Consider the following 25,157-nt stretch of genomic DNA (forward strand, 5'->3'; position numbering starts at 1 on the left):
CACCCGGACTGCGCCGGGTGCGGGCCGTACAGGGGGCGAGCCGGGGCCCGGCAGGGCCCCGGTCACGGGCCGGTGCGGGCCCGAGCCGCCTCCTACCTGAACATGCGGTCGCCGCTGGTGGCCATGCGGTGGGTGGAGCCGTGGTGGTTCACCCAGTCGCGGACCAGGTTGATCGCGTTGGCGCACTGCCAGCTGTCGTCGTACTCCCGCACCCCGGTGAAGGCGCCGTAGCCGGCGATGATGCCGTCCACCCGGGCGTCGCCCAGCAGCTTGTCGACGTACCACGGGTCGTTGTAGGTGGTGGTCCAGGACAGCGTGGCGGCGAGCTTGCCCGAGGCGCGGTCGCCCGCCCCCTTCTTCAGTTCCGCGCAGGTGTTGTAGCCGGCCTCCGTGCAGTTGCCGAAGCCCTTGGTGATGTCGCTGTCGCCGTAGTCCATCGCCCGGTGGCCGGTCGGGAACCCCGAGCCGGAACGCTCGAAGGCACTGCGGACCGTGTCACGGCTGCCGGTCGTCGTGATGCCCTCCAGCGGGCCGAGCTTGCCCTCCAGGCTCTTCCAGCCCCGGCCGCCCACGTCCGGGGTGTTGCCCCCGTGGTACTCGTAGAAGCCGTAGAGCACCTGGATGCCGGCGGCCGTCAGCCGCTGGGCCTTGTCGCGCAGGCCGGCCACGCTGCAGGTGCGGTTGGGCTCCTCCCCGCAGTAGTTCGGGTCCTTGATGTCCAGCCAGACCAGCGACAGCCGGCGGCCCGCGTTGGCGTTGGAGAGGATCCGGTCGATCATGCTGTCGAAGCTGGGGCCCAGGCGGTTCTCCCCGGCCGAGGAGCAGTCGTGGTAGGCGCGCCACTCGTTCGGGTTCCACCACGAACAGACGTCGATCTCGATGCCGTTGGCGCCGTGCTTGAGCGCGGCGTCCACACCCGCGACGGTGTCGACCCGGTGCGCGATCGCGTAGACCGCCTGCCGCTGGTCGGCGGCCGCCGCCGGGGTCGCGCCGACCGCGCTGACGCCCGCGATCCCGCACAGGGCGGCCGTCAGCGCCGGTACGGTGCGCCGGAGGGCGGAACGCCTGGTGTGAGTGGTCAAGGTGGTCACTCCTTCTCGTCGATGTCCTGAAGTGGACATGCCGATTTCACCAACTGTACGTCGACGCACGATAAATGACGGCTGAACAGCCGAACGTCCCACGACCGCGACAGGTCGGTGGCACACCTCCGGGCTCAGGTGCGCTTGAAGAACTCCACCTCCCCGAGGGCGATGGCGCGGCCGGGGCCCGTTCCGGCGGCCTCACGCACGGTGAGCTTCACCTGGACGACGTCGCTGATCCCGGTCACCACGGTCTGCGGGCCCGGTTGGTCGTTCAGCGAGACCTCCTTCCGGTGCAGCTCCCCGTCCGCCGACGTGACCTCCAGGGACAGGACGACGGGCCGGGCCTGCTGCCGGAAGTGCTCCGGGTCCGTGGAGTCACCGGAGTGGATGATCAGGTCGACCAGCCGGAACGGGGTGCGGAAGCCGAAGGTGATGGAGTCCCCGACCGCGGGCGCCCCCCAGTAGGTGTTGGTGAGGCCGTCGTCGGCCGCGGTCGCGGGACGGCCCTCCACGGCGGCGCTCGCCGAGGTCTGGGAGGGGCTGATCGGCGCGGTGCTGCCCAGCTTGTCCAGCACGTCCTGGAAACCCCGCTTGCCCGCCGGGTACAGCAGGATCCCCGCCACCACCACCGCGACCAGCACGATCAGGGCGATGGTGCGGCGCAGCGCGTTGCCCGAGCCGCCGATGCGCACCCGGCGGCGGAACGGCCACCGGGTGCGCCACCACGGCAGCTCGGGCGCCGCCGCGGTGACGGTCAGCGGAGCCGCGCAACGGCGGCAGAACTTCCGCTCGGGCAGGTTGGGCGTGCCGCACCGGGGGCAGGGCGGGCCGTCCTGCGCCTCGACGGCCTCGGACGCCCGGACGACGGGGCGGGGCGCCACGGGCTTGGCGGGTTGCACGGCGACCGGGTCGGCCCGCGGCTCGGGGGCCGGGGCCGGTTCGGGTGCCGGTGTCCTCAGGGGGATCGGCGGCGGCGCCGGTACGGACGCCTCGGGCGGTGCGGAGGCCGGGGGCGGCTCGGGGGCGGGCACCGGTGCGGGTGTCGGATGGGGTACGGGTGTCGAACGGGGTGCGGGAGCGGGCGTCGCCGCCGGGGCGGGCCCCGGGTCCGGAGCGGGCCGTACCCGGGTGGAGGACGAGCGCGGAGGCTCGGCGGCCGGCGGGGCCGGTGGCTCCTCGGCGGGCGGGGTCGCCGTCCCGGTGTCCGGGGCGGTCGGCGGTTGCTCCCGCCTGCCGCGCGTCATCCGCCGCGACACGTTCCGCCAGGTGGATTCGGTGCGTGACGTGGTGGGCTCAGCGGGCTCCGCGGCCTCCGCAGGCCCGGCGGACGCCGCAGGCTTGGCAGACGCCGCAGGCTCGGCGGACGCCGCGGACGCCGCGGACGCGGACGGCGCGGCGGACGCCGCGGGCCCGGCCTGCGCCGTCCCGGACCCCGCAGCCGACGTCGTCGACGCCGTCGGAGCCGCCGGAGCCGCCGACGCCGGACCCGTACCTGCCGCCGGGGCGGCGCTGCGCGACCACCCCAGGTAGGCACCGCAGTTGCCGCAGAAGTCGTCCCCCTCCCCGTTGACCGTTCCGCAGTCGGGGCACACCGGCATCCGTCAACCCTCCGCTCGCCCGGGTGAACCGGGTGGGCCGGGCAGGATCTCCACCCGGCAGGTCAGGTGGACCGGGCAGCCCGCCCTGACGACGGTCAGCACCTGGTCCTCGTCCAGCCCCCGGCCGTCCAGCGGCCAGACCCGGATCAGGACGTCACCGCTCGGCGCGGCCGGCGGCGCCGGGGCCGACGTGGTGTCCGGGGCGGTGGACCAGGTGGCCCCGCCCCCGTCGACGACCTCCGCGCCGGCGCCCAGCACCAGTCGCAGCCGCTCGGTGAGTCCGCGGCGGGTGCCGCGCCACCGGTGCAGTTCGACCGCGCGCTCGACCACGGCGCGGCGCACCTCGACCGGCCAGGCGGGGTCGACGTCCACCGCGACCCAGGACGCCAGCCAGTCGACGAAGTCGGCCGGCGCGAGGCGGGGGTCGAAGTAGGCGGGCAGGCTGTCCAGGGTGGCGAAGACCGGGGCGAGGACGGTGTCCAGGCCGGCCGTGAACCGCTGGGCGAAGTCGTCGTCGGCGAACAGCGCGGGGAGCAGCGCGCCGATCGGGTGCGGGCTGGGCAGTCCGGGGACCGCGGCGCGACTCATCCGCGCCTCCCCGTGGCGGGGCCGCCCGGCGCGCTCATGACTGCCCGTCCTCGGCGGCCGCGGTGACCACGACCTGGTGCTGGTGGGAGAAGACCAGGGCGTCCACCGGGACCTCGACCCGCTCGGCCGGGGCGCCGCGGCGTCCGGTGATCGGATCGGCCGGGAAGAGCCGCAGCTCCTCGACCCCGGCGACGGCGGCCACCCGCTGGAGGACGGCGAACACCTCCCCGTACTGCACCGCCCGGCCGAACGGCCAGCCCGAGCCGTCGGCGCCGCCGCGCAGCGGGTTGAGGTGCCCGTACAGGGCGGCGAGCACCTCTTCGCGGACCCGGTCGGGGTCCGCCGCGCGGGTGGTGAGCCGGGCGACCACCGTCACGCCCTGGTAGGCGGGCGGCTGGACGACGATCCGGGTGCCGATCAGCCGCCGTTCGTCGAGGGCGGCGGCGACGGCGGCCAGCGTCTGCTCGTCGGGGATCAGTTGCTCGAAGCGCAGCCGTTCGCCGTCGTCCGCGACCGCGTCGGGGACGACCAGCACCCGCACCGCGCCCGGGTCCGCGGCGCCGGAGGGCACGCAGCTGATCCGGGCGGCGGACGGTGCGGCCTGCCGGGCGATCAGCTCGAAGTCCCCTGCGGTGACGGCCCGTTCCTGTAGCCGCAGCTGGTGCGGGGCGCGCAGTTTGGCGTTCTCCACGGTCTCGCCGTCGACGCCGCCGCGGGCCGCCTCGCGGTTGTCGACACGGGCGACGTAGGGGACGGAGCTGCGCAGCACCGTGATCGTGCCGCGGGCGACGTTGCCCGCGGTCCCGCCGCCGGTGCGGTAGTGCGGGACGCGCAGCCGGGCGCCCTTGGGCGGTACGGCTCCGAAGGCGCGCAGGCTGCCGTCGGGTTCCCGGACGGCGGGCGGGAGGAGGAACTCGCCGGTGGTCGCGTCGAGGACGACGTGCCGGTCGACGGGCGAGGAGTCGCCGAAGTGCTCGACGAGGGTCCACGGCTCCCATCCCTCGCCGGCCGCGACCTCGACCACCGGGGGTTCGCCGTCGAGCAGGACCGGCGGCCTGGCGAGGGTGAAGCGCTGTCCCGCGACCCCTTCCGAGGTGCCGAGCGGCGCGTCGGTGACGGTCTGCGCGTGGACGACGGTCGCGGTGCCGCCGATCGTGAACACCTCGGCCCGGCGGATGGTGGGGGACTCGGAGTAGAACGGCTGTCCCGGCCGCGGCTCGGTGACCCGGCAGCGCAGCCAGCCGGCCCGGCGGCCGGAGACCACCGAGGCGGTGTGCCCGGCGGGCACGAACACGACGACCTCGCCGGGCCGGTTGAGGCCGCCGGTGGTGTCGCTGCCGGTCTCGCAGCCGATCCAGCGCGCGCCGTCCCACACCTCCCAGGCCAGCGGCGGCTGGCGCGGGTCGACGCCGACGCCCTCGACCCGGCTGTCCAGCCGGACGACCAGGATGCAGCGCGGCACGACGGCCGGCAGGGCGAAGAGCATGGCGTCGCCGGCGACCGGGCGCGGCTGGAAGCACGGCACGTCCGCGCCGTCGGCCAGCCGGGTGGTGCGGTCGTTCTGTTCGCCGGAGGCGTTGACGGTGACCAGCCGGTCCAGCGAGCTGGGGACGATCGGGAGGTCGTCGACGGTGGAGAAGACCACCGCCTCGTCGGTCTCGGTGCGCAGGGTGGACACTTCGGTGCCGGCGCGCAGCAGGACCGTCTCGGGCTGCGGGGCGGAGAGCCAGAAGTCGATCTCGGCGCGGGCCGCGGCGGGCGGGAAGAGCCGGATGCCCAGCAGGTCGAGGAAGGCGGAGTAGTTCTTCTCCGGGACCCGGTTCAGCCGGTACAGCAGCTGGTCCACCAGGTAGGCGAAGGTCTCGATGAGGGTGACGCCGGGGTCGGAGACGTTGTGGTCGGTCCATTCCGGCGCGCGCTGCTGGACGTACCGCTTGGCCTCGTCGACGAGTTGCTGGAAGCGGCGGTCGTCCAGGTTCGGGGAGGGCAGTGCCATCAGTTCTCGCCCCCGTCCGGCCCGGCCGGGTGCTCCGGGATGGTGTAGAAGGGGAAGACCAGGTTGCGGCGGTCGTTGGTGGCGCGCACGGTGTAGTGGACGTCGATGTAGAGCGTGCCCTCGTCGACGCTGTCGAAGGCGATCACCACGTCGTCGACCTCGATCCTCGGCTCCCAGCGCTCCAGCGCGATGCGCACCTCGCGGGCGATCCGCCCGGCGGTGGTGCTGTCGCCCGGGGCGAAGACGTACTCGTGGATGCCGCAGCCGAACTCCGGGCGCATCGGCCGCTCGCCGGGGGCGGTGCCGAGGATCAGCCGGACGGCTTCCGCGATCTCCCGGTCCCGCTCCACCATGCCGATGCCGCCGGTGGCGTTCACCCGCAGCGGGAAGGCCCAGCCCCGGCCGATGAAACTGCTGGTCATGCGACGCCTCCGATCAGCACGTTGAACGCGCCGGACGTGATGGTGGCGCCGCAGGTCGTCTTGTCGCCCATGCGGGCCGCGGGGAGGCCGCCGATGAGGACCATGCCCCTGGTCGCCGTGCCCAGGGAGGGTTCGACGAGGTTGGCGGGGCCCATCTCCACGTGGGGGACGCAGGCGTGGATGGTGCCGACCACCGCGGCGGGCCGGCCGCCGATCAGCACGGTTGCCACCTTGAGGGCGGCGCCCGGCGGCGGGGTGGTGAGGGCGCCTCCGTGGTCGGTGAGGTCGCCGGTCCGGGCTGCGGGGGGCATGTGCGGTCTCCGTTTCCGATGGTGCCCTGCGGGTCGCGGGCGCCTGTCTGCTGCCGGCCGTCCGACGTCGCTCGACGTCGTCCGGTGCGGTCCTGTGCGGTCCGGCGTGGTCCGGCGTGGTCCGGTGCGGTCGGACGCCGGCCGGGATGGCCTGATGGTCCGTCAGTTGATACGCACGAAGGCTCCCTTGAGTACCGCCTCGGCCCCGCCGTCCACGGTGACCGAGGTCGTGCCGCGGACGTTCACCGATCCGCCGCGCACGTTCACCTCGCCGGTGCCCGCGTCGAGGGTGATGCCGGTGGAGGTCAGGCGCACCGTGCTGCCCCCGCCGCCCAGGCCGTGGACGCTGAGGACGATCTCGCCCTTCTGCTGGTCGAGTCTGACCTCCAGCTTCTTGTCGCCGCTCGCCAGCCGGACCCCGGAGGCACCGCCCGGGACGTCCAGCAGTTCCAGGCGATGGCCCGAACGGGACACCAGGGAGCGGCGGTTGACCGTGCCGGAGCCCGCGTCGACCAGCGGCACGTCGTGCGGCGAGGGCCGGTCCACGCCGTTGTAGAGGCCGCCGAGGACGTAGGGGCTGTCCAGGTCGCCCTGGTCGAAGCCCACCAGCACCTCGTCGTTGACCTCGGGGCTGATCACCCCGCCGCCGCCGTTGCCGCCGAACTGCACGGTGCGCACCCAGTCGGAGACGTACGTGTCGTCCAGCCAGGGGAACTTCAGCTTCACCCAGCCGCGCTGCCCGCCGCCCGGCTCCCGGACGTCGGTGACCACACCGACGGCCAGGCCCGGCATCCGCGGCCCGCGCGGCGGCGCGTTGCCGCCGGTGGCCAGCCCGGCGAGGGAGCGGTCGGGCGACGCGCTGACCACCACGGTGCTCCGGTAGCCGCGGAACGGTTCGAGCAGGTGGCGCACCCCGGTGACGGTGTAGCGGCCGGAGAAGGCGGCGCCGACGTTCCCCAGTGCGACCGGGGTGCCCGCCCGCAGCCGCGGGTTGCCCTCGACGACCGCCTCCAGTTCGCCGAAGCCGGCCGCCACGGTGGCGGCCAGCGATCGGGCCGCGGCGGTCGTCTCCGCCTGGGTGCGGTACGGGGTGTCGGCGACGGTGAGCCGGGCCGTGCCGGGGAAGGCGGAGGCCACCGTGGCCGGGCTCATCCCCGGCTGCACGGTCCGGGACGTCACCGACGGCTCGGTGGCGACCAGGGCGCTCTTGGTGGTGACGTTCCAGCCGCGTGCCTCGACCGACTCCGCGCCGCCCGCGCCGGTCAGCACCCCGCGCAGCTCCAGCAGGTTGCGGCCGTACTCCAGGACCATCGGGCTCTGCGGCGCCGGGGTGGAGGGGGCCGGTGCGCCGGACGCGGGCTCGGGCTCGACGAACTCCAGCTTCCCGTCGTCGTCGACGCGTACCTGCGCGCCGCTCTCCTGCGCCAGGAACTGGAGGAACTCCCAGTCCGGCACGTTCGCCTGGGAGAGCTGCTGGTGGACCACCGGGAAGGAGCCGATCCGGCCGCAGGTGAGGCCCGCGCCGGCGGCGACCGCGCGGACGATGTCGGCGGTCGTCATGTTCCGGAAGGCCTTCACCCGGCGCCCGCGCATCAGGCGGTGGGTGACCGCCGAGGCCCGCACCACGGTGTACGAGCCCGTGCCGTCCACCTCCAGCTCCAGCGCCGTCACCTCGCCGGTGAACAGCCGCACCCGGGTGTGCCCCTGCACCGTCACCACGGACACCCGCAGCTTGGTCCCGATGGTGATCCCGGTCGCGGAGAGGAAGGTGTGGTCGGCGTCCCGGAAGCTCAGCACCGCGGTGTCGGGCAGGCCGACGCTCTCCTCGATGTCGCAGGAGACCAGCTGGGTCGCCCAGATCGGCGGCAGCGGGCCCGGCGCCTCGACGACCGGATCCGCGGCGAAGGAACGGCCGCCCCGGGCCTCGGGCGTGGTCATGACCGACCGGCCCGGGTGAGCTCGTCGATCCCCGGCACGATCAGCTCCGCACCGGGGACGAGGGCCAGCGGGTCGTCGATGTCGTTGGCCTCCGCGATGGTCCGCCAGGCCGTCGCGTCCCCGTACGCGCGCCAGGCGAGCAGCGGCAGGCTGTCGCCCGCGATCACCCGGTGGGTGCTGCGGGCCTCCGGCGAACCGGACGTCGGGTTCTGGCCCGCCGGGTCGACGCTGGCCTCGTCGATGGTGAGCGAGCAGACCGCCCGCAGCGGACTGCCGTTCACGTCGAAGAGCGTGTAGGTGACCGAGAGGCCGGTCAGCACCCCGTTGAACGACGTCGTCTTCAGGGTGCCCCAGTCCAGCCGGATCCACGGACTGGCCGGCGTCTTGCGCGCCAGGCTGGTCGGGGTGGGCACGCACGCCGTCATCAGCTTCTCCACCGCCCGCTCCACCGAGTTGTCGTGGGTCGCGGTCGAGTCCAGGAACACGTCGAGGGAGAGCGAGCGCGGGCCGCTGCCGACGAACTCGGGCAGCGCGGACTCGCCCGCCATCCGCGACGGCGTGCGCCGCCACTCCGTGCTCTTGCGCAGCACCAGGGTCGCCGGGTTGAACTGGAGCCGGAGCTGCGCGAGCGCACCACCGGGCTGGGCGCCGACCGTCGCCGGGGGCTCCATGATGGTCAGTTGGGCCCGGGTGACGCTGGCGGGGACCGCCGAGGACATCCTGGTGCTCCTTACGTGGGTGGGACGGCTGGTGGCGCGGAGGTGTCGGGTGCGGGACGGCGTCAGGACGGGCGCAGGCCCGCGTGGGCGATCTCCAGGGTCTCCATCGCGGCCTGGGAGCTGGAGGGGTCGAAGGAGGGGCCCTCCCACCGCACCGGGACGATCCCGAGCACCTGCCAGCCGACGATCCGGCTGAGGTCCGGCCGCAGCGCCACGATCTCGCCGTCCTTCGGCTCGACCTTCCGGACGATCTCGCCCAGCCAGCGCGCGATCTTGGTGGTGTCCGCGGTGACCGCACGGGTCAGGGTGATGTTCGACCAGGTGATGCGGCCCGGCAGCTGCCAGGCGAACCCGTTGTTGCCGCCCTCCGCGTACTGCTCGATCTCGACCTGGGCGCCCAGCCCCGAGCAGGTGGTGAACTCGCCCAGGTCGTTGCCGCCGATGGTCAGGCTGAAGAACACACTGGTCGCGAAGATGTTGTCGGTCATCGGTTCCGCATCCTGATTCCTGGTCCGTGCTTCCGGTCTTGTCGCGGCGGTCGTCGGTCGACCGCCCTGCCCTGCCCCGCGCGGCCCTGCCGTGCCCTGCCCCGCGCGGCCCTGCCGTGCCCTGCCCCGCGCCGCTGCGCTCAGCGGCGCCCGTCGTGCGGACGTCCGCCGCGCTCCCGCCCCCGGCGCAGTTCGGTCCGCAGCAAGCGCCCGACCGGCTCGATCAGGCGCCGGGCCAACTCGTCGAGGTCGGCGGACGTGTGGCCGGCGGCCCCGTGGCCGGCGGGCTCGGCCGGCGCGCCGCCCGCGTGCGGCGCGGAAGCGCCCCGGGAAGGCGATCCGACGGACGGAGCCGCCTGCACCGTGGTCGGCGTCCGGGCCGGCACGGCGGTCAACGGAATCCCGGTCAGGCCCGCCTGCTCCGCCACCCGCTGCAGCACCCGCGCCGTACCCGGCGACTGCGGCGCGGGCGCGGCCGGAAGGGCCGTCCGTACGGAGGGCGCGCTCGTGGCGCGCGCCACGACGGGGGAACCCGCCGCCGGGAACAGCGTCCCCGGCACTGCCGCGACCGGGCCCGGCGGCGTCGGGGACGACGGCGGGGCCGGCTGCGGAAGCCGGGAGGCGGCCGGGAGGCGCTGGAGCGACGGAGCCGTGACCGGCGCGAGCCGGACCACCGGCGGGCGGGCCGCCGACACCGGGGCGGACGGCGAGCCGGAGCCGCCCGACTGCGGGCGCCCCGCGGACGCCGCGACGACGGCGCGCTGCACCGCCGGGTGACCGGCACCCGGGACACCGCCCCGGTCCGGTCGGGCAGCCGGTGGCACCGGGCCGCCCGGGATCGACACCGCCGCACTCGGGATCGACGCGCCCGGGGCCGACACCGCCGCGCCCGGGGTCGACGCGCCCGCACCCTGACGGCCGGGGCCGGCGTGCAGCGGGACCACGGGCCCGGCCGCGCCGGGCGGGCCGCTCACCACCGGGCTCCCCTGCCCCGCCGGGTGACCGGCCGCGCCCCGGCCACTCCCCTGCCTCGACGGACGCCCCACGCGCGCACGCTGCAGCACCGCGGCCACTCCGCGCACCGCGCCCGTACCCGTGCCGGCACCCTCGTGTACACCCGTATCACCGGACGATCGATGCGTCACCGCGGCCACCGGGGCGGCACCCGACGGCACCGGGCTCCCCTGCGCCGACGGACCGTCGGCCGTCGCCCCGCCATCCGCCCGTTCCGAGGAACGACGCAGCCGCCGCACCACGGCGGCGACCCCGCGCGCCTCACGCGCGTCGGCCCTCCGGCCCGGCGTCGCGGCCACCGGAGAACGCTGCAGCACGCCCGCATTCGCACCCGCACCCGCACCCGCACCCGCACCGGACAACCGGCCCGGCACCACCGCAGCGCCGGACCGCGCGGGACCTCCCGGCGACGCCGACGGCCCGACGACGGCGCGGCCGCCGGACGACGCAGGTCCGGCACCCGCTAGGGCACCCGGTTCGCCGTCCGTTCGCGGCTGGAGCGCCCTGGGCCAGACGGCCGGCACCACGGGCGGGGCCGGCGCGGTCGCGCCGGGGCCCGGGCGGGCCCCGGCCCCGGGCGCGGCCGGCGGGGTCCCGAGGGTGGACTTCATCGGGCGCTCGCCGATCAGTCCACGCCTCGGGCCGGTGGGTGCCACGGCGCGTTGCACGCCCCGGATCCCGGCCACCGGTCGCGCGGGAACCACCGGACGGGCACCGCCGCCTGTGGGCGCGTCGGCCGTCCGGTCCGGCACCCCGGCGGGGCCGGGGCGGGTCGCGGGAACGCCGGGTACCGGCGCGCCGGTACCGAGCACCGGCCGGGCCACCGGTTCGCTGCCACGGCGCTCCGGACCGACCGCGTGCGGACCGGAACCCGTGTCGGCCGGGCCGCTCCGGTCGGCCGGCCGGCCGCCAGCGCCGGCGTGGGACGGGGCTGTCGCCCCCGCGGTCGGCCCCACCGGGACGTCGTTGCGGCGCCGGGCGGCGCGCTGCACGCGCGGCTCCCGGTCGGCTGCGGGCGCGGAGGCACCGGCGGCGCTCCCGGATCCGACGGTCGGCTCTGCCGGGCCGTCACCGGGGGAACGGACGGTCCGTTGCACGGGCAGCCCCTCGCCGACCGGCGGCGCCGGGGCGACGGGCGCACCCTGCACCGGCGCGCCGCCCCCGGCGCTGCCGGCCGTGGCCGCAGCAGCCGTCGGGCCCACGAGGCGTCGGACCGGTGGCCGCCCGCCGAGCAGCGGGGCGGTGCGGCCCGGCGCGGCCGCCGTCGGGGGCAGCGCGTCGAGCGGCGCGCCCAGGCCTCCGCGGGTGCGGGCCGTGGACGGGGTCGGGGACGGGGACGGGGTGGAACGTGCCTGTCCGGCACGTTCGGTGTTCGGTGACGAAGGCACCGACGGCGTCGACGACGGTTCGGACGGCGACGCGGACGTATGTGCGGATGCGTGCGCGGACGCGGCGGTGCCGCCCCCGGCCGGGGCCCGCTGGACGCTGGGTGCGGCACCGGTGGCACCGGCGGCACCACGCTCGGCGCGGGACGGCGCCCGGCCGCCCTGCTGCGCGACCGTACGGGTGCGGTCCTGGGTGGCCTCGGGCCCGCCCGTTCCGGTCCCGGTGGACCCCGGGCCGGCGGGGACGACCGGCATGGCCGGTCCAGCCGGGGCGGCGTCACCGGGCCGGGGCCCGACCACGGGCGTGGCGCTCGCGGGCAGCGAGGTCAAGGGCGCGCCGAGGACCGGCCGGGCGGGCACGGCAGCGCCACCGGGCGCGGCAGCAGCGGGCACAGCGGAAGCGGGCGCGGCGGCGCCCGGTGCGACGGCTCGTTGGACGACCCCTTCGGGCCGCCCGGCCGGCGCGGACGCCGCACCGCCGACCGGCCCCGAAACCGGAGCCGCACCCTGATCCGGACCCGGATCCGGCCGCACGTCAGCCTCCGCCCTCCCGGGCGAACGGGTGCCGGCGGCCGGGTCCGTCCGACGGCTCGACGGTTCGACGGCGGTCCCCGGCGTTCTGCTCGGGGCCGGGACCGCCGCCACCGGGCGCGCGGGCAGTGCCCGGGGGCGCCGCGCCACGGTCAGGGGTGCGCCGACGGAACGGGTTCGCACCGGGCGCACCGGGCCGGCCGCGTCACTGCGGCGCGGGGACGCGACGTCCCCCTCGGGCGCGAGTGCGGTGCCGGCGGTGTCACCAGGGCCGGCGGCGTCTGTGGTGGTGGAAGGACCGGTCGGGCCGGCAGCGCCGCCGCTCCGGCCCGGAGCGGCCGACCGCTGGACCGCCGCGGGGCGCGCGCCCCGCGGCGCCGAGCGCACGGAAAGCCGCCGCACCGCACCGGCCCGCTGGACCGGTCGTGGCTGCCCGGACTCCCCGGGCTCGGCCGCCGGTTGCGCCTCCGCGGCCCCGGACCCGGCCGCGCCGGGCGCACCCGGGGCGACCGGCATCGCCAGTCCGGTCCCGCCCGCGACGGCGGCGGCCGGGGCGACCGGTACCGCCATCGCCCGCAGGATGCCGACCGGCGCGGACGGCAGGACCGCGTGGCCGAGCGGACCGCTCAGCGAGGGGTCCTGCCAGGAGGCGAGACGGGACCGGAACCTCAGGCCGTCGCTGACCCCGTGCGCCGGGGTCGCCAGGGTCGGGGCCAGTGGCCGCACCGCGCGCCACCCCCCGTCCCCCGTCGGCGGACGACGCCGAGCCACGCCGTCGGCACCTCCGACGGCGCCGACGGCCCCGGCGGCGCCGGAGTCACCGCTCGCGCCGCCGGCCGTCGTCACCGACGGCAGTGCCGCCGGTGAATCGGCCGACGACCCGGCCGTCGACTCGTCCGCCCTCCGGCGGCCGATCCAGTCCCGAAGCCCCACCCGGCTCACCCTCCTTCGCTGACACGGGTGTTGAGACGGGCGATCTCGCGCACCCACTGCCCGCGTTCACGGTGGGTCAGGTCGAGGATGTCCTCCCGCTGCCAGTGGAAGTGGTAGGCGATGTACGCGATCTCCTCGTACAGCCGAGCAGGCGCGTACGTCACGATTCCCCCAGGCGCCCACCGGCGAGGTCGACCTCGAAGGCGCCGTCGCAGTGCGGGCAGGTCACCGCGGCGCGCGTGTGGCCTTCGCTGTTGATCCGCTGGTAGAGGTCCTGGAGGAACGCGACGTCGGTGGCGTACATCCGCTCGACGATCCCGGCGTGCACGTCGGTGAGGTCGCCCAGCCTGGTGATGACGTGACTGAGCAGCACCACGCTCAGGTAGGCCGGGTTCTCCTTGACCCGCAGGTCGATCTGCGGCATCAGCTCGTCGCGGGCGGTGGCCAGGCGCATGGTGCCGTGCCGGTGGACGGTGCCCTCGTCGTCGACGTAGCCGAGCGGCAGCTCGAAGTCGAACTCGGTGTGCGGTGCCTGCCCCCGGGGGCCCGGCGCTCCGGCCGGTCCCGCCGGACCCGCGGGCTGCTGCTGCTGCGGCGGCGCGGTGTTCTGCGGGGCCGGGGCCCGTTCCAGGAGTTCGTCAAGGCCGATCCGTCGCCTCACTCTACGCTGATCTCCTCGAACACGATGGTCACGGTCTCCGTCGCGGCGCTGGACTCGCCGGCGGTGAGCGTGGGGCCCTCCCAGCGGCTGGCCCAGGCATTGGTCAGCTGGATCCGCCGCAGGGTGGCACCGGTGGTGTCCTTGACCTCGATGGTGAGGTTCTGCCGCGCGGTGTTGATCGCCCCGTTGTTGAGGGTCTCCTTGATCCAGGTGGTGAACGCGCCGCTCTTGTCGAGGCCGCGGGTGATCGTCACCTCGCCGGGCAGCCGGGCGCCCGGCTGCTTGCGGACGATCAGCTTGCCCTCCTGGGTCACCTGCTTGTACTCGACGACCTCCTGGTCGACCGTCAGATTGCTGATCTCCTTGACGGACTCGACGTTGTAGCCGCCGAGTTGGACGCCGAAGATGTGTGTGGAGAGCGGATCGCCTTCAGCCATGGCTAGTTGTCACCTTCCGATGGGGTGCCGACCGGGTACCGGGTAGTACGGGTGCCGGTCACTCGTTGACGAGGCTCGTGCTGTCTGAGAACTGGGACAGCCGGAACACCACGAACTCCGCCGGCTTCACCGGAGAGACCCCGATCTCGCAGATCACCTGGCCGAGGTCGATGGACTCCGGCGGGTTGTTCTCGCGGTCGCACTTGACGTAGAAGGCCTCGGCCGCGGTCTGGCCGAACAGCGCGCCGCGCCGCCACTCCTCGGTGAGGAACGCGGTGATGTTCCGGCGGATGCTGGACCACAGCCGGTCGTCGTTGGGTTCGAAGACGACCCACTGGGTCCCCAGGAGGATGGACTCCTCCAGGTAGTTGAAGAGCCGGCGCACGTTCAGGTAGCGCCAGGCCGGGTCGGAGGAGAGGGTGCGCGCGCCCCAGATCCGGATGCCGCGTCCGGGGAAGGCCCGCACGCAGTTGACGCCGATCGGGTTCAGCAGGTCCTGTTCGCCCTTGCTGAGGCGTATCTCCAGGTCGACCGCGCCGCGGATGACCTCGTTGGCGGGCGCCTTGTGCACGCCGCGCTCGGCGTCGCTGCGCGCCCACACCCCGGCGGCGTGCCCGCTCGGCGGGACCATCACGTTGCGGCCGCTCGCCGGGTCGAAGACCTTGATCCACGGGTAGTACAGGGCGGCGTAGCGGGAGTCGAAGCCCGCCTCGTCGTTGCGCCAGGTCCGCATCTGCTGGGCGTTGAGGCCGGGCGGCGGGTCCAGGACGGCGATCCGGTCGCCCATCTGCTCGCAGTGCGACATCACGGCGAGCTGGACGGTCCGCAGTCCCTCGCCGTCGATGTCGCCGCGCTGGTAGGCGCTCATCAGGTCGGGCACCGCGACCATGGTGATCTCGTCGATCGCCTCCAGGCCGGAGAAGCCGGTCCGGGCGGCGGCGTCGCCGACGTACTCGGCGGGGTCGAGCCGGCCGGCCGGGGCCGCGACGGGCCCGGTCGCCGGCGCCGGGGCGGCGGCGAGGGCGTGGGTCGTGCGCTCGGGGCGGCTCGGGGCGGTGCCGGGCTGCTCGACGACGGCGACCAGCTTCGACTCGCGCAGCTGGGTGACGACGTAGCCCTTGGTGCTCTTGCGGGTCGAGACGTCGTACGTCTCCACGACCTCGGCGCCGCGGCGGACCAGCAGGCGGAAGCGGTCCTCGGGGACGTTGTCACCCTCCACGTCGGCGATTTCGAGGGAGACCCCGCCGCCCGCGCCGGGCAGCGCCGTGAAGAGGAAGCCGGCGATCGCGACGGGCACGGGCCCGCCGACGGCGGCGGCCGGGGCGGCGCCGGGCGTCCGCCGGGCCGGGTCGCCGACCCGCACGACGTAGGCGGAGCCGCCGCCGTTGGCGAAGTACCCGTACACCGAGTGGGCCAGGTAGGTGCCCTCGGTGAATCCGCCGAACCGCTGGACGTACTGGTCCCAGTTGGTCACCAGCGTGGGCTCGTGGAAGGGACCGGTCTCGGCGAAGCCGACGAAAGCGGCGACGGCGGTGCCGACCCCCTCGATCGGCCGGGCACCGGACTGGACCTCCTCCACGTACACGCCCGGGGTGAGGTAGGACGGCATTCGCGCTCCTTCGGGTGGCCGGTCATTCGTCCACGAGTCTGCTGCCCGACCCCCGCCCGGGGACATGTCCGCAGGTCCCGGACCGGGGGCAAGAACGACTGCCCCGGCGGGCACCCGACGGGTGCGCGCGGACCCGTCCGACCTGCGGCGGGCCCACCGCCCCGCCGATCCGACCGAGCCGCCTGACCCGCCGACCCGGCCCCCACGAACCGCCGAGACCCCGCCACCGTCCGGGCGGTGGCGGGTCAGAGCCGCCCGGCGTCCCCGAGGACGCCCAGCCAGGGCCCGAACTCGCTCTCCAGCACCAGCCGGCCGAGTTTTCGGTACTCGCCGACCACCGCGGCGACCAGCTGCGCCATGCCCAGCGGGGCACCCGCGCCGGCCGCCAGGTAGGCCGCGGAGACCGCACAGGCCCGGATGGAGCCGCCGGTGAGTTCGAAGTGCCGGGCGCAGAAGTCCAGGTCGAGGTCGTCACCACGGGGCAGCCGCGGCCCCAGGCAGCGGTCCCACAGCACCCGTCGCTGTGCCTCGTCCGGCCGCGGGAACTCCGCGATGACGTCGAGTCGCCGGGTGAACGCCTCGTCGAGGTTGGCGCGCAGGTTGGACGTCAGCACCGCGATCCCATCGAACGACTCCATGCGCTGGAGCAGGTAGGCCGTCTCGACGTTGGCGTGGCGGTCGTGCGCGTCCTTGACCTGCGAGCGCTTCCCGAACAGCGCGTCCGCCTCGTCGAACAGCAGGACGCCGTTCACCTGCGCGGCCTCGGTGAAGATCCGTTCCAGGTTCTTCTCGGTCTCGCCGACGTACTTGTCCACCACGGTGGACAGGTCCACGACGTACAGCTCCATGCCGAGCTCCGCCGCGACCACCTCGGCCGACATCGTCTTGCCGGTGCCCGACTCCCCCGCGAACAGGGCGATCACGCCGTTGCCCCGGCCGCCGCCGGGCCGCATCCGCCAGTTCCCGAGCACCTGGTCGCGGTGGCGGGCCCGCAGCACGAGTTCGCGCAGCCGGCCCGCGGTGGGACCGGGCAGCACCAGGTCGGCCCAGCCGACGCCGGGTTCGATCCGGCGGGCGAGGCGGGCCAGGCCGGCCGCGTTCTGCGCCCGCACCGCGGACCGGACGTCCTCGGCGCGCACCGGGCGCCGCTCGGCGGCCGCCGTCCTGACCGCCACCGCGGCGGCCCGCTCCAGCTGCTCCTGGTCCACCCGGTAGGCGGCCACCGCCTCGGTGAGCTCCTCGCTCAGCGGCTCCGGTTCCCGCCCGTCCGGCCGGGCGCCCAGCGCCCGGGCCCAGCGGGCGGCCCGGCCGTGCGCGTCCGGCGGCGGGACGGTGAGCACCACGGGGCTCTCCCGTGCCCAGGCCGGGTCCCACACCTGCGACCCGTGCACGACCAGCGGCACGCCGGTGAGTTCCGCGCACAGCTCGCGCAACAGGGCGGCCCGTTCGGGCCGTTCGGGTTCGAGGCGGTCCAGCGGGCCGAACACGACGCCGCCCCCGCCCAGCCGGGCCTCGCGGGCCAGCACCCGCACGGTTCCGGGCGACGGGCGGGCGGCCAGCGCGCCGGCGTCGACGACCAGGGGTGCTCGTCCGTCGGCCGCGAGGGCGGCCACCGCCGGCGGCACGGCGTGCCCGCCCCGGTCCAGCAGGTGCACCAGCCCGCCGGTCGCGGCGGCCGCGAGCACCCGCTCGACGAACTCCGCGGCCGCACCGGTGCCGACGGCACCCGCCGCGTCCGCACCGGCCGCGTCCGCACCGGCCACGTCCGCACCGGCCACGTCCGCACCGGCGGCCGCGCGGCGGGCCAGCCCGGCGAGCGCGCCGTCCGGCTCGTCGCCGCCGAGCAGGTGGGCCGTCACCCGCTCCGGCACCCGCAGGGTGCGGGAGAGCAGCGGACGCTCCGGCTCGGTGACCTCCAGGAGGCCGCCGGCGACCAGGGGGGCCCGTACCGAGAAGCGGGAGCGGCCGGCGCCGGCCGCTCCCGGCAGGCCGCACAGTTCGAGGGCCAGTCCGACGGTCGCCCGGCGTCGGGTCAGGTCGTCGTTGAGGTAGCCGTAGAGCTGTTCGAAGCGGGTGTCGAGGTCGGGGGCCAGGGCCACCAGCAGGAGTTCGAGGTCCAGCGGGGGCAGCCCGAAGGCCCCGCAGAGCCGCGCGAGCCGGGAGCCGGGGGGCGGCGGCGCGGGCCCGTCGCCGAGGGCGGCCCCGCCGGCGCCCGACGCGGCGGAGGCCGCGAGGATCCGTTCCACCGCGTCCGGGCCGAGGTACTGGCCGCGGTAGGGGTCGTCGGGGTCCGGGTCGTCGGCCCGGCGTTCGCGCACCGCGGTCCTGACCCGCTGCTCGACCCGTTGCAGCCGTTCCCAGAGGTCGTCGGGGCCGGGGCCCGCCACGACGGGCGCGGCCGCCGTGGCGGCCGCGGTGACCGGTGCGGCCGGTCCGAGGTCGATGCTCATCGTGTCCTCCCCCGTGCCCGGCGGCCCGGCGGCAGCTCGCGGTCCCGGGGAGCGGCGAAGCCGTCCGGTCCCGGGTCGGTGGCGCCGTGGTAGCGCAGTCGTCGGCCCGGGCCGTCGGCGGGCGCCGCACCGTCCCCGGCGGCGGCGCCGGCGTCCCGGCCGGTGTCCTGGACGTGCACCACCAGGCCCTCGGTGACCGGCGGTCCGACGGGGCTGCGCCCGCCGGGCAGCGGGGCGAGTGCCCGGAGGTCGATCGAGGGCCGCAGCTCCCCGCCGAGCGCGGACCACACGTCGGAGACCGACGGCAGTCCGGTGTCGCGCCCGGCGATGTCGAGCCCGACGGTGAGTCCGAGCTGCGCGAGCGTCCCGGTGAGCGTCCGGGCGGGCAGCGCGTCCACGGCCGTCAGGCACTGCAGCACCTCGGCCAGCAGGCGGTGTTCGTCCTGCGCCCGGTTGGTCCAGACGGTGACCAGGTAGGCCAGCTCGAACCAGCGGGGCGCGGCGCGGTGGGCGACCACCACGCCGTCCGCGTCGTACTCGGCGACCTCGCCCGCCTGCCGGCGGTCCGTCTCCTCACGGATCCCGTAGAGGAAGACGCTGACCGTCGGCGCGGTGCGCCGGGCGGTGAAGTCCCGGGTGGGCGCGTCGAAGACCACCTCGACGCCGCGTTCCGGCAGTCCGGCCTCGGCGAGCAGGAGCCGCAGCGCCTCGTCGACCTCGTGGATCATCGCCGCTCCACCTCCCCCGGCGGGCCGATGCTGCCCTCGACCACGAGGAACGGGGTGGTCACCGGGGAGAACCCGGGGCCGTCGGCGGTGATGGTCCGCGGGCCGGTCTCGTCCTTGGGCAGGATGAGCAGCTGGCCGGCGAAGGTCCCGTCGGCCCGGGGGTAGGTGGGGGCGGCCGCGGCGGTGATGCCGGGCTGCCAGGTGAACCGCACCGGGACGCCGGGCGGGAAGTCCACGCCGCGCACGGAGGTCACGAAGCCGGGCTTGCCGATCGGCGGCACCGCGACGATGCGGGGCTGCAGGATGCGCAGCGGGGTGCTCGCCCGGTGCGGTCCCGGGTCGGCGTCGGTGCCGGTGGTGGTCAGTTCCGCGGTGACGGTGGTCTGCAGGGGCGCGTCGGGTGACAGCACCACCCGGACCACCTGGCTGCCGCCCGGGGAGAGGTCGGCCAGCTGGCAGGTCCCGGCCCGGCAGCCCGGGGGCAGCGCCTCGGTGGGCACCCCGGCGGGCAGGCCGAGGGACAGCCGCAGCCCGGTCGCGAGGGCCTGGCCGGTGTTGCGCACCGTGTAGCTGACGGTCACGTGGCCGCCGACGTAGCCGGGGTTCGGCTGGGCGTCGACCGACACTCCGGGGCCGGCCTGCGGCGGCGGGGCCGGCGCGGGTGCGGGTGCGGGGGGCGGGGGTACGGGGGTCGGCGTGGTGGTGGGGGTCGGAGCCGGGGTCGGTGTCGGGCTCGGGCTCGGCGACGCGGACGGTGACGGTGTGGGCGTCGGCGAGGGGGTCGGCGGGTCCAGCACCGGCAGGAGGGTCCGGGCGGAGTCGTCGCCGGGGTTGGGGTCGACGACCGTCCCGGTGACGCTCCAGCCGAACTCCCGGCTGCCGGTGCTCGTGCCGATCAGCCGGGCGGTGACCTTGACCACCGCGCCGGGTGTCAGGGTGCCGAGGTCGCACCGCAACGCCGCGGCGTCGCACTGCCCGACCGGGGTGGTCAGTGCGCCGAGCCGGGCGCCGGTGGGCACCGAGGCGGTGAGGACGGTGGCGGGCGAGGGCGCGGGGCCCTTGTTGGTGACGGTGATCGTCACGTCGGTGCCGCCGCCGACGGGGACCGCGGGGGTCCGCTCGGGTGCGCTCAGCGCCAGGTCGACGGACTGCTGGACGGCGGGCTCCTTCTGACGGCCCGGCAGTCGCCGGGCGAGCGGGGTGAGCGTGCCGGATGCGAAGTCGTAGACGGCCAGTCCCTCCGGCGAGTTGGGCGGCAGGGCCCGGCGGGAGGTGAGCACCAGTTGCGCGCCGTTCGCCGTCCAGGCGACGTCGCGGGGCTGGAAGGGGCCGGACTCGGAGGTGTCGGGCAGCGGCCGGGTGCAGGCGTCCTTCTGCCCGCGGAGCCCGGTGGGCAGCAGGACGGTGCAGTCGCCGCCGGTGGGCGCCATGGTCAGCACCCCGTTGCGCTGGTTGTTGCCGCCGTCACCGCCCTTGCGGTTGAAGGCGATGCGCCGGCCGTCGGGCGAGAAGGCGGGACTGTCGTCGATGACGTCGCAGGCGCCCGGGCAGGCCGTCCGGCTGAGGTCGGTCTGCTTGCCGAGGTCGTCGGCGGGCACGGTCCACAGGTGCAGGTTGCCGGCGTTGCCGTTGATCACCGCGCTCCGGGAGAAGACGATCAGCTTCCCGTCGGGGGACCAGAAGGGCTGGCCGTCCGATGCGCCCGGCTGGCCGGCCGGCGGCTGGACGGTGCCGACGATCGCCCCGGTGGAGACCTGGGCGATCAGGACCCGGCCCGGGCGGGCCGGTTGCCCGCCGCCGCCCGGGGAGCTGCGGCTGAACACGATCAGCCGGCCGTCCGGCGAGACGGAGGGGTCGGTGTCCCGGTCGAGCGGGCCGCGGCCGGCCAGGTTCATCGGGTGCGGGTTCGCGCCGTCGGCGTCGGTCAGCCAGATCCGCTGGATCCGCCCGGCCGGCGAGTCCTCGTAGCGGGTGACCACGATCTGCCGGCCGTCGGGCGTGTAGCCCTGCCGCTCGAACCAGGGGTCGTAGCCGGGGCGGGGGTGGAAGAGCGGGTCGGCCGCGGGGTCGGGGTCGGTGGTGGTGGCGGCGGCCGGGTCCTCCGTGAGCACGCTGACGCCGAGGTCGCGCGGGTCGGAGCCGTCGGGGCGGACGTCCTGCAGGTCGGCGATGTTGGAGGCGGTGGCACTGGTCTGCTCGACCACCGGCCCGCCCTTGTCCTGGCTGCCCAGCCAGGCCGGGGTCGCGATCAACCGGTCGGTGCTGTAGAGCACCTTGGGGTCGTCGCAGGAGCAGGTCGGCGCGCGGTACAGGTTGACGACCGGTGGTGTGGGCGGTTCGGGCCGCTGCGGCGGGGTGGCGGGGGTGAGCAGGTCGGAGCTGAGGAAGAGGACTCCGCTGCCGTCGGCCAGCCAGGAGGCGGAGCCGGTCCGCCAGGTGGAGCCGGTGCGGAGGAAGAAGGCCTTGTCGCCGCCGGTGGGCGAGGTGAGCATCAGGGTCCGGCCCTGGTCGGCACCCTTGTCCCAGGTGTAGACGATCTGGTTGCGGTGCGCGTCGTCGTCGACCGGGTTCCAGCTCGGGTCGACGGCGTCGCCGGTGGTCACGGCGGTGATCTTGGTCGGCGCGCCGCCGGCGAACGGCCGCAGGTAGATCTGGGTGTGCGCCGGGTCGCCGGTGCAGGCGTAGGCGACCCACCGGCCGTCGGGCGAGACGGTCGGGTGGGTCTCGTCGGACGAGCCGTCGGTCAGCCGGCGCAGCCCGCCGCCGTCCCGGTTCACCACCCACAGGACGTGCTGGGGCTTCCCGCCGGTCCCGGGCTCCACCGACTCGAAGACGACGGCCTTGCCGTCCGGGGCCAGCGCGGGGTGGGCGGTGTCCATGCCGGTGGTGAGCTTGTGCACCGCACCGGCCGCGTCGCGCAGGTAGACCTGGGGCAGCGGGCCGTCCCGCAGGCTGGTGAAGACCAGTTCGTCGCCGCGGGCGGAGGGGTCCTGGTCGAAGTGGACCGGGCCGGGCCCGAACAGCGGGGTGCTGGCCGCCGCACCGGTCACCCGGCCGAGGCCTCGGTGGTTGGTGCCGGCGAAGACGATCCGTCCGGCGGTGGGCTCGGCGGCGGCGGCCGGGGCCACGGGGGCGCTCTGCCCGCCGGGGGCGGCGATGCCCAGGGTCACCACGGCCGCCGCCAGCGCGAGCAGGACCGCGACGGCGGCTCGGGCCGGCCGCCGGACGGAGCGGGGAGTGGCGGTGGCGCCGATCACGCTCGACCTCACAGGTTGGCAGGGGCGTTTTCCCGCAGTCTCCCCGGCCCGGAAGCCCGGGAACAGAGCCCGGACGCCCGAGCCGGGGGTAACAACGGGTGTCCCCGGAGGGCAGGCGGCCACGACCGCGCGCCCCTCAGATCAGGCCGCGCCGCATGGCGTACCCCACCGCGTGCGCCCGGTTGCGCAGTCCGAGACGCGTGATGATCTCGTGCAGCACGTTCTTGACGGTGCGTTCGGAGTAGGAGGTCTTGGCGGCTATCTCACTGGTGTCGAAGCCCTCCGCGACCAGCCGGAGCATCTCCGCCTCCCGGGCCGTCAGGGTCGACAGGGTCAGGCCCCGCCCGTCGAGCATGGTGCGCTGAAGCATCCCGATCCGGTCGAGCAGCTCGCCGAGCAGGTCCCCGGGCATCACGCCCTCGCCGTTGGCCAGGGCCGTGATGAGGTGCACCAGCCGGTCCTGGTCCGCCTCCGAGCGGCGCAGCACGGCGGCGACCCCGCACTCGACGATCGTCTGCAGCCCGCCGGCCTCGAAGTGCCCCACCACCAGGCCTATGGCGCCCGAGGTGGCGAGCCGCAGCCGGCGCAGGTGCTCGGCCACCGCCTCGGTCATGGCGTCGACGACCAGCAGGGAGACCTCCGCCCGTGCCGCCTCGCTCTCGCTGAGCAGCTCCACCTCGGGCCGCTGGCGCAACTGCTGGACCACGCCGGTCTGCAGGATCAGGTCCTCGGCGTAGACCGCCACGCGCACCTGGGCCGGCTTGCCCCGCACTTGGGCGGAGGTGACCGGCCCGGACGGCCTGGTGGTGCCGGCCGTCCTGGTGCCGGTGGAGGGACGGGCGGTGCCGGACGTGCGGGAGCTGCCGGGCTGCGGGGGCACCAGCGCCCGCAGGGTGGTGACGGCTTCCTCACGGCAGGCGCGGGACGTATCGGTCGATGTCATCGAACTACTCCATTTCCTCAGTGGACCCGTGGTGGTGACGGCCGGTCGCCGCGGCGGCGGGGCGCCGGTCGTCGGCCTGGGGTGGTGCGGGTGCCCGGCTCGCGGGGTGCGCCGTGACGGCGCCGGGCAGGGTCGGTCGGTCCCCGCGGGCAAGGGGTGTGCCCACAGCTTGCCCGCACGGCCCTCTCATCCGACGCGCCGACAGGCCTACCGTCACGCTATGACCACATCCGCCGAACTCGGCCTGCCCGCCATCACGGTGGCGCCCGGTGGCGTGGCCACCACGACCCTGACGGTACGTAACGATCTTGACATCGTTGAGGCGTACTCGTTGGAGGTGGTCGGCGACTGCGCCGCGTGGACGACGGTCGAGCCCGCCCGGATCTCCCTCTTTCCCGGGACGTCCGAGACGGTGACGGTGCGTCTGGCCCCGCCGCGATCCTCCGCCGCCCGGGCCGGTGAGTTCCCCCTCGGCATCCGGGTGCTGCCGGCCGAACGACCCGAGCTGGTGACGGTCCCGGAGGCCACCGTCACCGTGACGCCCTTCCACGAGCTGCAGGCGGCGCTCGCACCGCGCCGCCGCCGCGGCTGGCTGCGCGGACGCTACCGCGCCTCGGTGCGCAACCTCGGGAACACGCCCGGCACGGTGGTCCTCACGCCCGGCCAGGCCGGGGAGGACCTGCGGTTCCGGGTCACCCCGGAGCGGCTGCGGCTGGAACCCGGCGAGTCCGCCGAACTGCGGCTGCAGGCGCGGACCCGCAAGCTGATCTGGTTCGGCAAGCCCGCCGCCTGGCCGTTCGAGGCCACGGTGGGCCCGCAGAACGCCCCGGGCGGCAAGGGCCCGGACGGCAAGGGCCCGGACGGCAAGGAGGCCGCCGGCGCCGCGGGGACCACCGGCAGCGGCACGGACGGCACGTCCGGAACCGCTCCGGCCGATCCCCTGACGGCCGTCCAGCGTCCGCGCCTGGACGGTGAGTTCATCCAACTTCCGATCCTCCCCAAGTGGCTGCTCGCTCTCCTGGCGGCGCTGCTCGCGCTGCTGCTGGCCTGGTTCGCCCTGGTCCGCCCGGCGGTGCGCAGCTCCGCGAAGCAGGCCGCCGAGCAGGCCGTCGCCCAGCAGAGCGCCACCCCCACCCCGGCCGCGACCCCCGGCGCCCCCGCGCCCGGTGCGCCGACGGCCTCCCCGGGCGGGAGCCCCGGCGGCCAGTCCAAGCCGGGCGCCGGGCAGTCGAGCCCCGGCACCGGCGGCCGGAACTCCGGCCCGGGCGGGCTGGCGGTGCCGGGCACCGGCCAGCAGAGTTCCGCCACGATCGACGTGCAGAGCGCGAACGCCTCGTCCGCCGTGGGCAGTTACCAGGTGCCGCACGGCAAGGTCTTCGACATCACGGACCTCGTGGTCGCCAACTTCCAGGGTGACCAAGGGCTAATCACCATCACGGCCGGAAACCAGGTGATCACCACGATCGCCCTGGAGACCTTCCGCAACCAGGACTACCACTGGGTGACCCCCATCCAGGTGACCGAGGACCAGGCGGTGACGGCGAGCGTGACCTGCGAGTCCCCGGGCACCCCGGCCTCGGGCAAGCAGGCGTCCACGTGCCACGAACTCCTCAACATCAGCGGTGCACTGAGCGACATCAGGCAGGGGAACTGAAGCGGCGTACAGCGTGACCTTCCCTCTCCGGGCAACCGGACCGGAACGGTACGCCCGGCGCCCCGACGATGGCGACGGGTCCCTTTCGACCCGTTCGTCTCCGATCACTCCCTCCCGTATCTCCTCCCACGCCCCGTGACCATGTCAACACGGCGCGGACAGCGCCGCCGGTCAGGGCACCTGCCGACAACCCCGGCAGGACCGGACCGACCGGGCCAAGGCTGCCCTTGCGGGCAACCGAACCGTGCCCCGCAGGGCAGTCGGCCAGTCCCCCGGGGGCGGCGAAGTCTGCCCCGGCGTACTGCTGACGACCCGTCGGCGAGGCAGTGACGTGGGCCACTCCCGCACCGCCACGACGCGGAGCGCACACACGAACGCCGGAATGCCGGCCCCGATCCCGGGGCCGGCAT

Annotated in this window: 21 protein-coding genes; 3 read left to right on the forward strand and 18 right to left on the reverse strand. The window is 75.6% G+C overall.

Features of this window, described 5'->3' with window-relative positions; genetic code table 11:
• Positions 1-92: 92 nt before the first annotated feature.
• Positions 93-1,082 (reverse strand): phospholipase, encoded by a 990-nt coding sequence (locus ACFV04_RS35320; protein WP_380534999.1) that lies wholly within the window; start codon positions 1,080-1,082, stop codon positions 93-95.
• Between the two features lie 134 nt (positions 1,083-1,216).
• On the reverse strand, positions 1,217-2,116 hold the full coding sequence (locus tag ACFV04_RS35325; protein ID WP_380535000.1) for an NADase-type glycan-binding domain-containing protein: 900 nt from the start codon (positions 2,114-2,116) through the stop codon (positions 1,217-1,219).
• 307 nt (positions 2,117-2,423) lie between these two features.
• Here ACFV04_RS35325 and ACFV04_RS35330 point away from each other — a divergent pair, with 307 nt between their 5' ends.
• Positions 2,424-2,615, forward strand: coding sequence for a hypothetical protein (locus ACFV04_RS35330; RefSeq protein ID WP_380535002.1), 192 nt, complete (start codon positions 2,424-2,426; stop codon positions 2,613-2,615).
• Between the two features lie 71 nt (positions 2,616-2,686).
• Here the strand turns inward: ACFV04_RS35330 and ACFV04_RS35335 are convergent, their stop codons facing one another.
• The 8 genes from ACFV04_RS35335 to ACFV04_RS35370 all read right to left on the reverse strand — a co-directional run bounded on the left by ACFV04_RS35335 (position 2,687) and on the right by ACFV04_RS35370 (position 9,666).
• Positions 2,687-3,271: a phage tail protein gene (locus ACFV04_RS35335; RefSeq protein ID WP_380349854.1), complete on the reverse strand. Its 585-nt coding sequence runs from the start codon at positions 3,269-3,271 to the stop codon at positions 2,687-2,689.
• A gap of 34 nt (positions 3,272-3,305) precedes the next feature.
• Positions 3,306-5,267: a putative baseplate assembly protein gene (locus tag ACFV04_RS35340; RefSeq protein WP_380535004.1), complete on the reverse strand. Its 1,962-nt coding sequence runs from the start codon at positions 5,265-5,267 to the stop codon at positions 3,306-3,308.
• Positions 5,267-5,689 (reverse strand): GPW/gp25 family protein, encoded by a 423-nt coding sequence (locus ACFV04_RS35345; protein WP_360268398.1) that lies wholly within the window; start codon positions 5,687-5,689, stop codon positions 5,267-5,269. The genes ACFV04_RS35340 and ACFV04_RS35345 overlap by 1 nt, the downstream gene beginning before the upstream one ends.
• Positions 5,686-6,000: a PAAR domain-containing protein gene (locus tag ACFV04_RS35350; protein WP_380349847.1), complete on the reverse strand. Its 315-nt coding sequence runs from the start codon at positions 5,998-6,000 to the stop codon at positions 5,686-5,688. The genes ACFV04_RS35345 and ACFV04_RS35350 overlap by 4 nt, the downstream gene beginning before the upstream one ends.
• A gap of 162 nt (positions 6,001-6,162) precedes the next feature.
• Positions 6,163-7,938, reverse strand: coding sequence for a VgrG-related protein (locus ACFV04_RS35355; RefSeq protein ID WP_380535006.1), 1,776 nt, complete (start codon positions 7,936-7,938; stop codon positions 6,163-6,165).
• A complete protein-coding gene (locus ACFV04_RS35360) occupies positions 7,935-8,657 on the reverse strand; it encodes a LysM peptidoglycan-binding domain-containing protein (protein WP_380349841.1) in 723 nt (240 codons plus the stop codon). Before ACFV04_RS35360 ends, ACFV04_RS35355 begins: the two co-directional genes overlap by 4 nt.
• Positions 8,658-8,719: 62 nt before the next feature.
• Complete coding sequence (locus ACFV04_RS35365; RefSeq protein WP_360268408.1) at positions 8,720-9,145, reverse strand: phage tail protein; 426 nt, start codon at positions 9,143-9,145, stop codon at positions 8,720-8,722.
• 140 nt (positions 9,146-9,285) lie between these two features.
• Positions 9,286-9,666 (reverse strand): hypothetical protein, encoded by a 381-nt coding sequence (locus ACFV04_RS35370; protein ID WP_380535008.1) that lies wholly within the window; start codon positions 9,664-9,666, stop codon positions 9,286-9,288.
• 130 nt (positions 9,667-9,796) lie between these two features.
• Between ACFV04_RS35370 and ACFV04_RS35375 the strand changes: the two genes are divergently transcribed.
• A complete protein-coding gene (locus ACFV04_RS35375) occupies positions 9,797-9,922 on the forward strand; it encodes a hypothetical protein (protein WP_380349834.1) in 126 nt (41 codons plus the stop codon).
• Positions 9,923-13,013: 3,091 nt separating this feature from the next.
• Here ACFV04_RS35375 and ACFV04_RS35380 read toward each other — a convergent pair.
• The 8 genes from ACFV04_RS35380 to ACFV04_RS35415 form a co-directional block, all read right to left on the reverse strand.
• The gene (locus ACFV04_RS35380) at positions 13,014-13,172 is read right to left on the reverse strand and encodes a DUF6760 family protein (protein WP_167344238.1); all 159 of its coding nucleotides are present in this window, start codon (positions 13,170-13,172) and stop codon (positions 13,014-13,016) included.
• Positions 13,169-13,669, reverse strand: a complete 501-nt coding sequence (locus ACFV04_RS35385; protein WP_380535010.1) for a hypothetical protein — start codon at positions 13,667-13,669, stop codon at positions 13,169-13,171. The genes ACFV04_RS35380 and ACFV04_RS35385 overlap by 4 nt, the downstream gene beginning before the upstream one ends.
• Positions 13,666-14,106, reverse strand: coding sequence for a phage tail protein (locus ACFV04_RS35390; RefSeq protein ID WP_189917863.1), 441 nt, complete (start codon positions 14,104-14,106; stop codon positions 13,666-13,668). Before ACFV04_RS35390 ends, ACFV04_RS35385 begins: the two co-directional genes overlap by 4 nt.
• 58 nt (positions 14,107-14,164) lie before the next feature.
• The gene (locus ACFV04_RS35395) at positions 14,165-15,715 is read right to left on the reverse strand and encodes a phage tail sheath family protein (RefSeq protein WP_380342443.1); all 1,551 of its coding nucleotides are present in this window, start codon (positions 15,713-15,715) and stop codon (positions 14,165-14,167) included.
• A gap of 245 nt (positions 15,716-15,960) precedes the next feature.
• Positions 15,961-18,165, reverse strand: a complete 2,205-nt coding sequence (locus ACFV04_RS35400; RefSeq protein WP_380535012.1) for an ATP-binding protein — start codon at positions 18,163-18,165, stop codon at positions 15,961-15,963.
• The gene (locus ACFV04_RS35405) at positions 18,162-18,893 is read right to left on the reverse strand and encodes a DUF4255 domain-containing protein (protein ID WP_380342448.1); all 732 of its coding nucleotides are present in this window, start codon (positions 18,891-18,893) and stop codon (positions 18,162-18,164) included. Before ACFV04_RS35405 ends, ACFV04_RS35400 begins: the two co-directional genes overlap by 4 nt.
• Positions 18,890-22,147, reverse strand: a complete 3,258-nt coding sequence (locus ACFV04_RS35410) for a hypothetical protein (protein WP_380535016.1) — start codon at positions 22,145-22,147, stop codon at positions 18,890-18,892. Before ACFV04_RS35410 ends, ACFV04_RS35405 begins: the two co-directional genes overlap by 4 nt.
• Positions 22,148-22,286: 139 nt before the next feature.
• Positions 22,287-23,093: a response regulator transcription factor gene (locus ACFV04_RS35415; protein ID WP_380342451.1), complete on the reverse strand. Its 807-nt coding sequence runs from the start codon at positions 23,091-23,093 to the stop codon at positions 22,287-22,289.
• A gap of 220 nt (positions 23,094-23,313) precedes the next feature.
• Here ACFV04_RS35415 and ACFV04_RS35420 point away from each other — a divergent pair, with 220 nt between their 5' ends.
• On the forward strand, positions 23,314-24,747 hold the full coding sequence (locus ACFV04_RS35420) for a hydrolytic protein (RefSeq protein WP_380535015.1): 1,434 nt from the start codon (positions 23,314-23,316) through the stop codon (positions 24,745-24,747).
• Positions 24,748-25,157: the final 410 nt, after the last annotated feature.

This window comes from Kitasatospora sp. NPDC059599 (assembly GCF_042735125.1).
Taxonomy (GTDB): domain Bacteria; phylum Actinomycetota; class Actinomycetes; order Streptomycetales; family Streptomycetaceae; genus Kitasatospora.